The following is a 14,652-nucleotide window of genomic DNA, read 5'->3' as shown; positions in this document are numbered from 1 at the left end:
ATAATTCCATATTTAACCAATACCCTCCGCACCACCGGAGGTTCTTTGGCATGTACAAAAAGTATAGCACCATTTTTCTCAAATTCCAAGTCATCAATGCTTGACAAACATTAGCTGGTTTCATTGTGTACGGGAATGGGGACACTGAATTCCAACTGTTTGGAAGGCGGCGTAAGCCTGCGAATGTGCATGGATTTCGGTTACAATACGCCATAATTGTAAAATGCCTGCGATTATGCTTGAATTTGAGCAAACATCGGCCGTTAAGGTGAAACGAAGTAGAAATGCCTGCCCTCCGGCAGGCATTCCAACTTCATGGGCTAGAAACGAGCAAATAAATGCTGTTTCGCCTGTTTCGCCTGGCTCGCATCTCACATCTCACATCTCGCATGTCTCGGTGGGTTCCTATTCGATGTATTCCCGCCCTGTTTAAGTTGTCTGAACGAATCGAATGGTTCTGCGATATTCGGTTGGTGTATAGCCGATCCGTTCCCTAATCATCGCAGCGAGAATGCTGGATTTGCGGATGCCGACCTGCTCGCAGATTTGATGCACACTGAGATCCGTTTGCTGCAGCAAAGCGACGGCCTTGTCCAGCCGCAATTGATTCACGTATTTCATCGGCGTAATTTTCATGATCCGTTTAAACTGTTTGCAGAAGTAATTGGGATGGTACCCGACATGGTCGGCAATGGCATCCAGAGAAAGGTCGCAGTCGGATAAATGACTGTTAATATATCGGGTGGCATAGATAATCGCCTTCCCGTCGACATAGGCATGGGTAGTGCTGCTTGCTGATGCCGCAGGCCTGGCCGCTGAGAGAGAGAGAATCGATATAAGCAGCTGATACAGCACCTGAGAGCCAAACAGCAGCTCTTGGGCATGAGTGCCCTTCCTTTGAATGCTCCACAGCCTCAGAAGGCTGTCTTCGAAAGGGAGCCGGGCAGTAAGCATGTTCTTCTCCAGTTCTTGTCGCTGGGACAGCTTCTTGAAGAACGGAGCCTGAAAATGAATGATAGCGGCATCTGGATCCGGTGATAGAAGCTGTACCGATTGCTTGGGCGATACAAGCAGGAATTGCTCAGGGCTTAATGGATAAAGAATATTGTTAATGCTCACATTCAACAGCTCCAAACGGCTCTCTGGCACAAGAAAAATGATGAGATAATGATTCATAAACCAAGACCGCAAACCCTCAAGCTTCGTGTCGATTAGAAATACCGGCAATATTGAACTGCTTAAATCCATCATTCTCTCTATTCCCTCCTACCTCTATAACTCTCTTTTTCTCTCGCTTGAAAAGAAACAAGGGCCGCTATGCCGGGGAATGTTCTTACGAGCGCTGGCGCTTCTCCAGAATCATTCTCCTTGCTCCGCTCTGTTGCTCTCTGACTCTCGTTCAACTTATATAAATTCCAACTCCAAACTCACATGCCAGATTCCTTAATAAGGCTGCGGAGGACGGCGTTGGACAATGATGTTAATTAAAAGGATCATAGTTAAAAATGAGGCGTACAAATGGTAAAAAAAGAGATTTATAATAAAAATGTCATATCGTGACAACTTGTAGATACGAATTGTATCAACATGCAGAGATTGTTCATTATTGTAGATAGGTGCAGTCGGCATGGCGGTTGTTGCGAATGACTTAGAAGTGAAGAAAAGAGGAATTTCGTGATGGCTGGGATTCTGCAATCCCGGAACAGCGCAGCAAAGGAGTGTGAGTAATAAAATTATAATCAATTGGGAAGGCAGAAGCAATTAGCTGACCGAGATTTCATTTTTTAGGCATGGGGAGGGAATGGATATTGCGGATTGAGGTTGTAAATAGAGAGATGGTGCAGCAATTCCTGGAAGTGACAATCGGTCAATTTTTAGAAGAAAAGACGGTCTTGGAGCCTGATCTGAATCTGCAGGATGCGGGTTTGGACTCGGTGAAAACCATTAATTTGATCGTTCAGATCGAGAAGCATTTCAATATTGTTTTCGAAGATGAGGAAATGCTGATTGTTAATTTTTCTACAATTAACCATATTATAGGTATTGTGCTTGGTAAGTTGGAATGCTAGAGACGGCAGCCTATGAGCAGATTCATTGTATGCTGGATTGTCTGGCGGTTGCAGTCAACCAACGGGGCGTGGAGAGCAGGCCGCTTTATTTTGGCGTATGGGACGGCCCGTTCGAAATTACGGAACAAGCTGAGATTCGCTATTATTCGCCCAGGCTGTCCTTCGACAATGGAATGATGGAGAAGCTGTATGGCAGCCGGATTACGAAGGTTGGCCATTACGAGACGTTCAATTACGAGGTGTTCTCCAGCTTGATCGGCGGCAAGGGACAGGATACGACTTATATCTTCAGGATGAATCTGTTTCATCTGCCCTATGCGAAGCAATACCGCGTGCAGCACAGACCGCATCTAGTCGTTGTTGATCACGCGAGCGGAGAGGGAAGCTACATTGTCGACCCTTATTTCGGCTGGGAAGGATACATCGCCAATGATGTCATTCGGGAAGCGCTGTATTGGGAAGGGCATATTCTGGGTTACGAGCTGAATGCGCAATCAATAAAGGAACCTTCGCTCAAGACGATTGCAGCTGCCTTCGAGGAGTCGATGCTAAGCGGCACCAGGCTGGCCGATGAGGTGATGGGCCTCGTCTCCGGCGAGACGGAGGATACGCTGCCAGACCTGTCTGCCCGTGTACAGCAGATTGGCGTTCTGACCAAGCGCAATTACGGATACGGTATTGCCTGCTCCTATTTCGAGGAAGCGCTGGGCACCTTCCACCGCTCCTTTCACGACCATGTGCATGAGCTGGTCAAGGGCTGGGAAACCGTAGTGCTCCTCTGCACCAAAGCCAGCATTCTCAGAAGAATGGACTTCCTGGCCAAGATGGCCGACAAGATCAGGCAGCTGCAGCTTCTGGAGCTTCAGATTAAGGATCAATTGGGGCAGATTTATTCCAGTTGGAGAGATAAGCAAGGCATCCAGTAGCAAATACGTCTCAGCCGTTGTGCGGGACATTATTGTAGAGGAGTATGACTATGTCGGGGATTAGAATATTTATGCGCCTTACCCCGCTGCTGCATATTCGTTGGGGACTGACCGTTGCCGCTTATATATGCACCTTCGGGAGCTTGGTACTGAACCTTGTGCAGCCTTTACTATTCTCCTACCTGATCGACAACGTCCTGATCGATAAGAAAACGGAACTTCTGGTTCCTACGATGACGATTATGGTAGGCTGTGCGATTGCCAGTGTGCTGTTTACATTGGTTCGCGGCGGTGTGTTCCGGTATCTGGGGATCAGACATACGCTGGACATTCGAGAAACGATGCTGCGGCATCTTCGCAAAATTCCGATGCCGGAGATTGAGAAGCATGGTCCCGGCAAATTCACCGCCCTGCTCGGCATGGATGCTGCGGCAATGGGCAACTTTGTCAATCATGTGCTGGTAGAGTTGGTTTCGCAATTTGTCGTCATGTCAGTGGCGATTATCTTCCTGCTGTATGTCGATGTGTGGCTCGGATTGATGGCGCTTGTCAGCATTCCGCTGCTGCTGTACATCCCGATCCTGTTCAAGCGGCCGATTGAGCGCAATGTCCAGATTTGCCGCGAGCATAATGAAGAGATCGGCACATACCTGTATGAAGCGATTGAGGGCTCCCGGGAAATCCGTTCATTCGGACTTGAGAATTGGGAGAATGAGCGCAACAGGTCGCTCTACATCGCTCTGGTCAGAGCCAGTACCAGAGAGACGCTGTTCCGCGTATTATCGGGACAAATCGGCGCTTTTGTCATCAGCATGGTCATGATTCTGCTGTATTGGTTCGGCACGCATCAAGTGCTGGACGGCACTATGACAATCGGGATGCTGGTTGCCTCGGTAACGTATCTGTTCAACGTCCTGAACCCGATTAATGCGATCAACAGCTTTTATGGGGAATTGAAGCAGTCAGAGGTTGCGCTCGGGAGAATAGAAGGGTTTCTTGAAACCCCGCTCGAAGCTGCGGCAACGGTGGATGATCTGCGGCGGACACTGCCGTTCCACCAGCAAAGCGAGATCATTCTCTCCTGCAAGGATGTGCATGTATCCTACGAGGGCGTCAACATTCTGCAGGGCTTGAATTTGCAGATCGGCAGGGGGCAGAGGATTGCTTTTGTCGGCAGAAGCGGTTCGGGGAAGTCGAGTCTCTTCAGAACGGTAATGGGATTTATGCAGATCACATCAGGCGAGATGCGGCTTGGCAGCAAGGCGATGGAAGACATAACGAGGCAGGAATTGAACGAGCATATCAGCATGGTGTTCCAGGAGACGCATTTATTCCGGGGAACAATCTACGAGAATATCATTATCGGCAACCTGTCAGCTACGGCTGATGAGGTGAATGAAGCGGTGCGGCTAGCCAATCTGGGCGACTTGATCGACAGTCTTCCTGATGGGATTCAGACATTCATTGACCACAAAGGATTTCAGCTGTCGGGCGGACAGAGGCAGCGCATCGGCATCGCAAGAGTGCTGCTCAGGAAGCCGAGCGTTCTTATTCTGGACGAACCGACGTCGGCCCTGGATCGCTTGAGCGAGGAAGAGGTGCTGGTCGCGCTGAAGAATCTGATGCGGGGCAAGACCACGTTAATGGCTACCCACCGTCTGGAGACAATTAAGGAAGCGGATCTTATCTATGTGCTGGACAAGGGCCGTGTCGTAGAGGCAGGCAACCATGCCAGCTTAATGGAGCAGAGCGGGATCTACTACTCGATGATTATCAATAGCGAGATGGAAGAGAAGGAGATCGTAGCGGTATAGCTCAAGTAGTGATTCAGCCGAGAAAGTCGAAGGGCAGGGCAGAGTGTGCATGGATAAACAAATGATCATACAGCAATTGAAAAGCCTCATCATTCAAGGCATGAATCTCAGTCTGACACCGGATGAGATCAAGGGAGACAATCTGGAGCAGGAGATCAATATCAACTCCGTTGATTTCCTGGAGATTATGGTGCTCATTGAGAATGCATTCCAGATCGAGATCCCGGATGAGGATCTGGATCCCGAGATGATCAATAACTTATCGAAGGTTGCGGATTATATCAGAAGCAAGCTGGCGGTAGGCAGGGACTAAATCGATACGTTCGGCAACGGTAAAGGAGCAGTCGGGATGACAACATTAGCGGATGTTTTGTCACAGCGCAGCGAGGAAAGTCCGGACGGACTGGCGGTCATTGACAATGGGCGATCTTTCACGAACAGGGAGCTGTATGAGCGGGTGCTTCGCAACAATGCCGAGCTGGAGGAGCAAGGACTGGCGGAAGGCTCGACGGTTCTCCTGCAGATGTCTAACAGCGTGGCGACTTGGGTCCATCTGCACAGCCTCATCGCGAAGAAATGCAGGATTGTACCCTGTGCCAGCGGACTGAACGATGCGGAGCGCAGTGCTATGCGGGCTCAGCTAACGATCCATGCAGAGCTGGATGCAGCGCGATTGCAGCTGTGGGAGCATTACAATACTAGCTGCGATACCGCCGAGCAGGATGAGGCATGTATGTATCACTTCACTTCCGGCAGTACGGATCGGCCCAAAATATGCGTGAGAACGATCCGGCAGCTTATGGCGGAAGGAGCGAGCTATGTGCAGACGCTGCGGATGACAGAGGCGGATGTTGTCGCACTTGCTCTTCCGCTTTACCACTCCTACGCATTCGGCTTTGCCTTTATGGGAGGAGTGATGTCCGGCGCGGCAGTTGTGCTGCTCGATAAGTTTACTCCGCGGCAGCTGATAAAGGAGCTCGCACGCCATCAGGCAACGATTGTTCCGCTTGTTCCAATCATGGCAAGAAGTCTGTCCAAGCTGTATTTGGCTGAGCCGGTCGATCTGTCCTTCGTGCGTATTATGATGGTCGGGGCCGGGCCTGTTACGGAAGAGCTGCATCAGGAGATAGCCGGCAAATACAATGTCAGCATATCGTGCAATTACGGAAGTACAGAGACCGGCGGCATCGTATCCCGACTAGGCTCAACCAGATACCGCTCCGCTGGCAAGCCGATGTCCGGCGTGCGGCTGTCCATCCTGAACGAGCATGGCGAAGAGACGGCACCGTTCGAGGAGGGCCATATCTGGATCAGCAGCGACAGTGTGATGACAGGATATTTGCACGAGGACGAGCAGCCCTTTAATGCGGAAGGGTATATGCCGATGGGGGATCTGGGCTTCGTTGATCATGAAGGGTATCTGTTCATCACGGGCCGGACCAAGGCAATTGCCAATATCGGCGGCAAAAAAGTGAATCCGAGCGTTGTCGTTCAGCGTCTGCTGGCCTATGAGAAGGTTGAGGATGCCCATGTGTTTGCCCGGAAGAAGGAGAATGGCGAAGACATGCTGGTTGCCCATGTTGTACCCCGATTCGAGCTGACGGTTCAGGAGCTCATTCAATACGCCAGAACAACGATGCAGGATCATCAAATCCCTGCTTCGATCAAGCTGGTGGGGCATATTCAACGAAATGAAATGGGGAAAATCGTAAAAGAAACGGTTATGGGTTGATGCAGCGGTAAAGGAGGTCATTGTTATCCGAGCGGTCATCTTCGATTTTGACGGTGTCATTATCAGTTCCCTGGAGCTGCAGAGACAAGCGCTGCTGCAAAGCTATGCGGAGGTAGTGGGCGAAGGGGCTCCGTCCTTCGACATCTTTATCAGCCATGCCGGAGATTCGCTGGAAAATATTTTTAGAGCCATGCATTTGCCTCAGGAGATGTGCCAGGCATACCGGCGGATCAGCAGGGAGCGGCTGGATCAGGTGGAGCTCATTCCCGGCAGTGCCGAATTGCTGCATGAATTGAAGGAAAGCGGCGTGCTGGTCGGGCTATGTACGGGGAAGGATCGCGTCCGGACATTGGAGCTTCTTCAATACTTGAACATTATCCAGTACTTTGATTGCGTCCTGTGCTCCGATGATGTAGCTCATCCGAAGCCGCATCCAGAGAGTCTGCTTGCTTGTCTGCACACATTGAAGGTGGCCAGCCATGAAGCCTTGTTCATCGGAGATTCCGCCAATGATCTTGTATGTGCGGCAAGCGCCGAGGTGGACAGTATAGCTGTGTTGTGGGGGGAGACGAAGCAGGAGGTTCTGCTGCGGGAGAATCCCAAGTTCATTGTGAGCCAGGTTGCCCAGCTGAGAGATCTATTAATCCAGCAGCTCGGGGCTCTGAATAATAGAGACACAACAAGTGTCAGCTACAGATAGAAATGTGGTGCGCGTAGATGAGAGTGCTGTTGATTAATGGCCCGAATATGAATTTTCTCGGCATTAGGGAGCCGGAGATATATGGAAGCAGAACATTGGAAGAAGTGGAAAGGGATTTGACCGCATGGTCGAGCCGGAATGGAATCGAGCTGGAATGCTTTCAGAGCAATAGTGAGGGCGATATTGTCGGCAAAATTCACAAGGGCTATGGCACAACAGACGGACTTGTCATTAATCCCGCCAGTCTGTCGCAGTCCTATCCGATCCGGGAAGCTATCGTAGCCTGCGGGATGCGAGCGGTAGAGATCCATATGTCGAACATATACAGCCGCGAGGACTGGCATAGTGTCTCGGTGCTGTCTCCTGTTGTAATCGGAATGATAACTGGATTCGGAGAGTATGGTTATCGGCTCGCGATTCAAGCTTTAGCGTGCAAGTAAGTAGAACAGGAGGAGTTCCGTGTTGGCTGCTAAGAAAGTAAACATCGGCATCATTGGAGCGGGATGGATTGCCAAGCGGGCGCATCTGCCACTGCTGCTGGAGATGGATGATGTCGCGATTTGCGGCATCTATGACACCGATGGGGATAGGGCGATCGAGCTGGCAGAGCTGTTCCGCACGAAGGCCGTCTCTTCCATCGGCGATATGCTGGAGCTGACGCCGGATGCCGTCATAATTTGCACCCCTAATGCAACGCATACGCCGCTCTGCGTACAGTTCCTGAAGCACAATATCAGTGTGTTATGCGAGAAGCCGCTGGCTACATCCGTTCAGGATGCACAGCAGATCTGCCGTGCGGCAGCGGCCAGCAATGGGGTGCTGCTAACAGGGTTTGTCAACCGTTATCGCGGGGATGTCCAGCGGATGAAGAGCTGTCTGCTGGAGGGCGTTACAGGTGCCGTCCAGACGATCGAAGCGGGCTGGACGCGCAGAATGGGCGTTCCCCGGCCGGGCAGCTGGTTCACGCAGAAGGAATTGTCCGGCGGCGGAGTGCTTCATGATCTTGGGAGCCACATGATCGATATGATGCTGTATTTGCTGGATGCCAAATCAGCTTCGCTGCAAGTAACGGAGAGGCTGTGCAGCTTATATCGAAGGAATTTCGATTACAGCACGTACAACAATTGGCTGGGAACCCATGAGTCCGGCGGGATTGAGGTTGAGGACAGCGCCAGAGGGATGGTTGTCTTCAGCAGCGGAGCTACGGGACTGATCCACGTCAGTTGGTCTGAGGATGTAGAGGGCGATCTCGTGGAGCTCAAGATAAGAGGGGCGAAGGGGACACTGCAGCTGCAAACCTTATTCGGATTCAGCAACCTGGGCATTATGAAGGAGCCGCGGCTGACCTTTATGCCGCTGGGCGGAGAGCAGATCGAGCTGGAGCTGCCTGCCCCGGAGCATACAGAGCTGTCTGAATATCGCTCGCAGATGAATCATTTCATTCGCTGCGTGAGAGGGGAAGAGACTCCGCTCGCGGATGAAATGGATGGGGCGCTGACTGTAAACCTTGTAGACGAATTGTACAAATCTGCAGCAAGGGATCATGTCGCCGTATGAGCGGCTATGTGATCAGCGTAGATTGCGGCGCGACATCGATCAGGGCGGCCTTGTTCGATATGGAAGAGCGCAGGCTGCTCGGCATGAAGCTCCTTCATCATTATAAGGATGCCGCTCCGCCTTACATGCTGGAAGAGCTGGTCAGCCATTTGAAGATACTGTGCAGCGATAACGGAACGGCATTCCGCGAGGTTCATATGCTTGTAGTTGGTCTTGCGGCGCTGCATGACAGCGAGGGCAATATTACGATCTGGCCTAACCGGCCGAATTGGAATGAATTCCCGTTCCGGAGAAAGCTGGAGGAGCTCAGTCATTGCACGGTTATCATCAAGGATGACGCGGCGCTTGCCTCCATGGGGGAGTATGCCTTCGGCTTGACGAAGCGGGTGAACCATCTTCTTACTGTTTCAATCGGCACGGGGATCGGCAGCGGCATCATTCTGAACGGAGAGCTGCATAACGGGGCAAACGGCAGCAGCGGGGAGCTTGGCCATGTCTGTGTCGAGCCGATGGGACTTCCCTGCTCATGCGGCTCCCGGGGCTGCCTGCAGCTGTATGCATCCGGCAGAGCCATCGAGCGAATGGCGGAGGAGCAGCTGGGCGAGAGGCTGCTGGCAAGCCGGGTATTCGAGCTGGCGGGCGAGCAGGACGAGACAGCTGCCGCCATCGTGAACACCTCTTTGCAATATCTGGCCGCTGCTATCGCCAATACGGTCAAGCTGCTGGATCCTGATCTCGTTGTGCTGGGCGGCGGTCTGGTAACTCGCAATCCTGAAGTCTACCAGTCCCTGCAGGGGCGTGTTCAGAGGCAAATGGGCAGCATGCCTCACAATAATATCGGAGTTGCGCTGTCGGCATTAGGCGAAGAAGCCCCGTTATGGGGCGGGCTGGCCTGCTTTAACAGCCAATATATATTCCAGAAGGAGAGATAGGATAATGACGGATTTGTCTCGGGAAATACCCGCATGGCCATTGGTTGGCCCGGAAGAGCAGGAGCTTGTTGCAGAGGTAACAGCGAGCGGGAATTGGTGGAGATTCTCCGGCGGCAAGGTGCTGGAGCTGGAGAAGAAGTTCGCGGAGAAGCATGGAACAGCCTATGCGCTCACGAACAGCAGCGGCACGAATGCGATTGAAGTGGCTCTGATGGCTTTGCAGATCAAGCCTGGGGATGAGGTCATTGTCCCGGCCTTCACCTTCATCTCAACGGCTACGCCAGTCATGCTGCTTGGAGGCATTCCGGTTCCGGTGGATGTGGATCCTGTTACTTTCTGCGTGGATCCCGAGCGCATTCGCGAGGCCATCACGGCCCGCACTGCAGGAATCATACCTGTACATATGGCAGGTCATGTATGTGATATGGATGCAATCAGGGAGATCGCCAAGGAGCATAGCTTGTTCATTATTGAGGATGCCTGCCATGCCCATGGCGCGGAGTGGAATGGCCAGCGGGCGGGCAGCATCGGAGATGCGGGCGTATTCAGCTTTCAGGCATTGAAGCTCATGACGGCGGGAGAAGGCGGGATGATAACGACCAACTCCGAGAAGCTCTACAATGATGCGTTCTTATTCCATCATGTTGGCCGCCCGCTGGGGGACCGTTCTTATCAGCATCTGGTGCTGGGCTCCAATTATCGGCTCAGTGAATTTCAAGGGGCGGCGCTTATCCCGCAGGTGGATCGCCTGGATGGCCAGAATGCGCTGCGTGAGCGCAATGCCGCTCTGCTCGATGCCGAGCTGAGCGAGATTGAAGGCATAATTACGCAGGGCCGTGATCCGCGATGCAACATCCACACCCACTACATGTATATGTTCTACTATGACGCCGCAGCCTTCGGCGGGGTAACCCGCGACGAGTTCGTCGAACGCTTGAACGGAGTGGGCATTCCTGCTTACAAGGCATATGCGGTCATCCAGGGGACGAAGGTATACAAGGAATTTATCGAGAGCCATTCGGAGGTCTATGCGCAATTTGATCTGAGCTGCCCGATCTCCCATAAAATAGCGGGCGAGGTCATATGGATTCACCATAAAGCGCTTCTTGCAAGCGCAGAGACGGTACGCGGCATCGCCGGGTTCATCTCACAGCAGCAGCAGCACGTTCATATCTGAGGAATGGGGCAGGGGATAAGCGGCATGATTGTAATCAATAATACGCCATTCAGCAAGGAAGAGATCGATGCAGAGGCGGATCGCCTGTTCCGCAGCGAATGTCTGCGGGCAATAGAGGGGAAGATTGTCGCCATCTGCTCGCAGCAGCCGAATGTGATTATTGGTGTCGTATTCAAGCTGATGGCAGGTCACGGCTCGCTGCTGCTGCTGCCGGCGGACACGCCGCTGCAGACTGCGCTTAATCAAGCGGAGGCGGCAGGCTGTGCAGTATTGATCCATGGGGATAACAGCGAGCTCTTCTCCATCGAAGGGCATGAGCGGGCTGTGCCGGGCTCGCTGCTGCAATTCTCCTCCGGCACCACCGGGGCGCCCAAGCTGATCAGAAGAAGCTGGTCCGAGGTGCGGACAGAGATCAAGAATTACAATCTCGCACTCGCGTCCGCGAATGAGGGGACAACAACGGAGACGCCGATTATATTCATTCCGCTCTCCCATTCATTCGGCCTGATCGCAGGAGCGCTGACTGCAATCGAGCGTGGCGTACAGCCTGTAATTGTAACAGAGAAGAACCCCAAGTACTGGGTCAGCAAAATCCGGTCGATACCGGAATCACTCGTTTATTGTGTCCCCTATATGATCAAGCTGATGCGGTCGATGTCCAGAGGTTCATTGCGATTCCATAAGGTGATCACATCCGGCTCAATGCTGCCGGACGATCTGTTCCGGGAGCTTGCCGCATCGTCAACCTGCTGCATGCAGCAATATGGCTCAACAGAGACCGGTGCCATATCAATTGCGCTTCATTGTGACGGGCCGACGAATGTGGGCAAGCCGCTCCGCCATATTACCCTTGAGGCCGCCAATCATTCTGCCGAACCAGGCGAGATTGTCGTGCGGCTCGAAGGCAAGGATGAGGGCGTTCATACACGCGATCTGGGCTACTTGAACGAGAACGGGGATTTGCAGCTGTTGGGACGTATGGATGATCTTATCAATGTGTCCGGCTTGAAGGTCATTCCGGTAGAAGTGGAGTCTGTCATTCTGGCGCATCCGAAGGTAAGGGAGGTTGTCGTATTCAGAGGCAGGCATCCGGTTTGGGGAGAAGCAGTCAGAGCGATGGTCATTGCGGATACGGATACGGATATGGATGGCGCGGTAAGCGCAGAGGAGATCAAGACCTGGTGCATGGGGCAGCTGCCCTCCTATAAAGTACCGGGTATGGTAGAGTTCGTGCAGGAAATTCCGCGCAACGCGGGCGGCAAGATCAATCGAAAAATGTTACAGGAAATGGAGAGCTGACAATGACAAGAACTGAAATTTATTCCAAGCTGATGGAGATTATTGCCCAGAATTTTGAGATTAAACTGCCGGATCATGTGGATGAAGGAAGCCGGATTTATGAGGATCTGTTCATCGATTCCATCATGGTGCTGCAACTGACGGTCTACATTGAAGAAGAATTCGGCATATTTGTTCCAGAGGATAATGTTGACCCGGAAGTGCTGGAGACGGTTGGTTCATTAATCAGCTTTATTGAACACTTGAAGCTGCAAAATCAAACGGCATAGGAGACAGCGGCCATGGAGCAGGGGTTGAAGCTGGGCATCATCGGCTTTGGCAGAATTGTGGAGCTGGTCCACCTGCCAATCATTAAGAAGCTGGAGCAAATAACGCATTACGGTGTGTATGATATGACCCCGGAGCGGGTTGAATTGGCTAACCGGCGCAGCATTGCTGTCTATGCAAGCATCGATGAGCTGCTTGCAAGCGATGTGGATATCGTCCTTATTGCAACGCCCCCAAGCTCGCATTACGAGCTTGCCAGAGCGGCATTGACGGCAGGGAAGCATGTTCTGATCGAGAAGCCGGTCACGGTTACGTTCAGCGAGGCCGAAGGACTGAGGAGATTGGCGCAGCAAACAGGAAAGGCCGTCAGCGTATTCCATAACCGGAGATATGATGCCGACTTCTGCTTCGTGAAGGAAGCCATAGCGGCAGGCATGGTGGGCAATGTGCTGTTCGTCGAGAGGCGGCATCATATGTTTGGCTCCGGCGCTAATTTTGGCGTCAAATCCTTTGATCCGCAGTGGCGGAACAAGCGGCAGTACGGCGGCGGCGCATTGCTGGACTGGGGCGTGCATCTGATCGACCAGCTGCTGCAGCTGAATCTCGGCAGGATGGATTCTATTCATTCCTCTGTCCAGACCTTGAACTGGAATCAGGGTGAGGTGGATGACTATGTCCATGCCCTGATGCGATTGGACAATGGCATTCTCTATCATATGGAGATTAATTTCGCCTCCAACGCGACTGTGCCGTTCTGGGTTATCGGCGGCGACCAGGGAACGCTGCAGGTGATGAATGACAAGGAGGCGGTCTTGCTTGCCAAGGGAGCGCAGCCAAGGCCGTTCACACTGGAGCAGAATAAGCTTACAGCAGCGAAGGAAATCTATGAATCTTTCATTCAACATATTCAGGGAGGGGGCCCGTTGTCTGTCAATATGGACGAAGTGACAGCTGTCATGGAGGTTATTGACCGGATACATTCGGGCGCGCCGGAATATGCTTCGGCAACCTGACGGGGGTGCCTGCTTCTCAATAATTGTATAGGCGGTGGTTGTGTGAAAGTGTTGTTCTCGGGTTCTTCTTACGAGTACGAGTTGATCAAGGAGCAGTGGTTGGCATCTGTGGAACAGATTGCAAAGCGCGGTGTGTTCGTAGGCGGGCCGCCTGTTGCGAGCTTTGAGAATGCTTATGCTGCTTATATCGGCTCGAAGCATGGAATCGGGGTCGGGAATGGAACGGATGCCCTGATCTTGACGCTCAAGGCATTAGGCGTGGGGCCGGGGGACGAGGTTATTACCGTTGCCAATACGTTCATTGCCACTGTAGAGGCGATCCATCATACGGGAGCGGTTCCGGTGCTTGTCGATTGTGATCCGGACACCTTCCTGATCGATCTGGAGCAGGTGAAGGCACGGGTCACAGAGCGTACGAAAGCGGTTATCGCCGTACATTTGTACGGGCAAATGGTAGATTTGGAGTCTTTCGCAGCTTGGGCGGAGGAACGCAATATTCATGTCATAGAAGACAGCGCTCAGGCTGCAGGCGCCGTTCTGCGCGGCAAGAAGGCGGGAAGTCTCGGCACTGCAGGCTGCTTCAGCTTCTATCCCGATAAAAATTTGGGCGCGCTTGGCGATGGAGGCGGGGTAACGACGTCTAATGATGATCTGGCTGTAAGGATAAAGCAACTTCGAAATCATGGGGGGGAAATCAAGTATCAGCATGAGGTGCCGGGCTTCAACAGCCGGCTGGACCCCATTCAGGCAGCGGCGCTGGAGCTCAAGCTTGCCTATCTGGATGAGTGGTCTGCCATCCGCCGGAATATAGCGGCGATGTACGAGCATTATTTGGGGGACTGCACAAGCATCCGGCTGCCGTCATCGAGAGGTGATGAGAGCCATGTGTTTCACTTATATGTAGTCAGGATTGACGGAGACGGGCGGGAGCGGGTGCGCAAGCAGCTGCAGAAGCAGGGTGTGCTTACCGCTATTCAATATCCGGAGCCGATTCATCTGACGAAGGCGTTCTCGCACTTGAACTGCGCACAAGGAGATTTCCCCAACGCCGAGCAAGCGGCAGGCGAGATTCTGTCCCTTCCCATGAATATAACGGTGAAGGAAGAGGAAGTTGCGGGGATCGCCGGAATCATTACAGGCTGTCTTGGCACTATCGGGGTTTGAGG

Annotated in this window: 15 protein-coding genes; 14 read left to right on the top strand and 1 reads right to left on the bottom strand. The window is 52.6% G+C overall.

All coding sequences use genetic code 11. The features are described 5' to 3' along the window. Nucleotides 1–429 precede the first annotated feature (429 nt). Nucleotides 430–1,251, bottom strand: coding sequence for a helix-turn-helix transcriptional regulator (locus K0T92_RS17380; protein ID WP_219873745.1), 822 nt, complete (start codon nucleotides 1,249–1,251; stop codon nucleotides 430–432). Between the two features lie 557 nt (nucleotides 1,252–1,808). On the opposite strand from K0T92_RS17380, the gene K0T92_RS17375 reads away from it, so the two are divergent. Genes K0T92_RS17375 through K0T92_RS17310 form a run of 14 tightly spaced genes read left to right on the top strand, consistent with a single transcriptional unit; the run spans nucleotide 1,809 to nucleotide 14,650 of the window. Then, nucleotides 1,809–2,069, top strand: coding sequence for an acyl carrier protein (locus K0T92_RS17375; protein WP_219873744.1), 261 nt, complete (start codon nucleotides 1,809–1,811; stop codon nucleotides 2,067–2,069). Next, nucleotides 2,063–2,995, top strand: a complete 933-nt coding sequence (locus K0T92_RS17370; protein ID WP_219873743.1) for a DUF6005 family protein — start codon at nucleotides 2,063–2,065, stop codon at nucleotides 2,993–2,995. The genes K0T92_RS17375 and K0T92_RS17370 overlap by 7 nt, the downstream gene beginning before the upstream one ends. A 50-nt stretch (nucleotides 2,996–3,045) precedes the next feature. Then, nucleotides 3,046–4,809 carry an ABC transporter ATP-binding protein gene (locus K0T92_RS17365; protein WP_219873742.1) on the top strand — a complete coding sequence of 588 codons (1,764 nt, stop codon included), beginning with the start codon at nucleotides 3,046–3,048 and terminating at the stop codon, nucleotides 4,807–4,809. Between the two features lie 49 nt (nucleotides 4,810–4,858). Beyond that, entirely contained in the window at nucleotides 4,859–5,122 is a 264-nt protein-coding gene (locus K0T92_RS17360; RefSeq protein WP_219873741.1) for an acyl carrier protein, read from the top strand. A 36-nt stretch (nucleotides 5,123–5,158) separates the two neighbouring features. Then, entirely contained in the window at nucleotides 5,159–6,541 is a 1,383-nt protein-coding gene (locus K0T92_RS17355; RefSeq protein WP_219873740.1) for a class I adenylate-forming enzyme family protein, read from the top strand. Between the two features lie 19 nt (nucleotides 6,542–6,560). Further along, complete coding sequence (locus tag K0T92_RS17350; protein WP_219873763.1) at nucleotides 6,561–7,241, top strand: HAD family hydrolase; 681 nt, start codon at nucleotides 6,561–6,563, stop codon at nucleotides 7,239–7,241. A 17-nt stretch (nucleotides 7,242–7,258) separates the two neighbouring features. After that, nucleotides 7,259–7,681: a type II 3-dehydroquinate dehydratase gene (locus tag K0T92_RS17345; protein ID WP_219873739.1), complete on the top strand. Its 423-nt coding sequence runs from the start codon at nucleotides 7,259–7,261 to the stop codon at nucleotides 7,679–7,681. Between the two features lie 22 nt (nucleotides 7,682–7,703). Next, entirely contained in the window at nucleotides 7,704–8,798 is a 1,095-nt protein-coding gene (locus tag K0T92_RS17340; RefSeq protein WP_219873738.1) for a Gfo/Idh/MocA family protein, read from the top strand. Next, complete coding sequence (locus K0T92_RS17335) at nucleotides 8,795–9,730, top strand: ROK family protein (protein WP_219873737.1); 936 nt, start codon at nucleotides 8,795–8,797, stop codon at nucleotides 9,728–9,730. The genes K0T92_RS17340 and K0T92_RS17335 overlap by 4 nt, the downstream gene beginning before the upstream one ends. Nucleotides 9,731–9,734: 4 nt before the next feature. Next, a complete protein-coding gene (locus K0T92_RS17330) occupies nucleotides 9,735–10,907 on the top strand; it encodes a DegT/DnrJ/EryC1/StrS family aminotransferase (RefSeq protein WP_219873736.1) in 1,173 nt (390 codons plus the stop codon). 24 nt (nucleotides 10,908–10,931) lie between these two features. Then, a complete protein-coding gene (locus tag K0T92_RS17325) occupies nucleotides 10,932–12,206 on the top strand; it encodes an AMP-binding protein (RefSeq protein ID WP_219873735.1) in 1,275 nt (424 codons plus the stop codon). A gap of 2 nt (nucleotides 12,207–12,208) precedes the next feature. Next, the gene (locus K0T92_RS17320) at nucleotides 12,209–12,475 is read left to right on the top strand and encodes a phosphopantetheine-binding protein (RefSeq protein ID WP_219873734.1); all 267 of its coding nucleotides are present in this window, start codon (nucleotides 12,209–12,211) and stop codon (nucleotides 12,473–12,475) included. Nucleotides 12,476–12,487: 12 nt separating this feature from the next. Then, a complete protein-coding gene (locus K0T92_RS17315; protein ID WP_219873733.1) occupies nucleotides 12,488–13,486 on the top strand; it encodes a Gfo/Idh/MocA family protein in 999 nt (332 codons plus the stop codon). Nucleotides 13,487–13,528: 42 nt separating this feature from the next. Continuing rightward, nucleotides 13,529–14,650 carry a DegT/DnrJ/EryC1/StrS family aminotransferase gene (locus K0T92_RS17310; RefSeq protein WP_219873732.1) on the top strand — a complete coding sequence of 374 codons (1,122 nt, stop codon included), beginning with the start codon at nucleotides 13,529–13,531 and terminating at the stop codon, nucleotides 14,648–14,650. The last annotated feature ends 2 nt before the right edge of the window (nucleotides 14,651–14,652 follow it).

This window comes from Paenibacillus oenotherae (genome assembly GCF_019443105.1).
Taxonomy (GTDB): domain Bacteria; phylum Bacillota; class Bacilli; order Paenibacillales; family Paenibacillaceae; genus Paenibacillus_Z; species Paenibacillus_Z oenotherae.
Note: the sequence above shows the minus strand (reverse complement) of the source record. Positions and strands in the feature narration are given on the sequence as shown.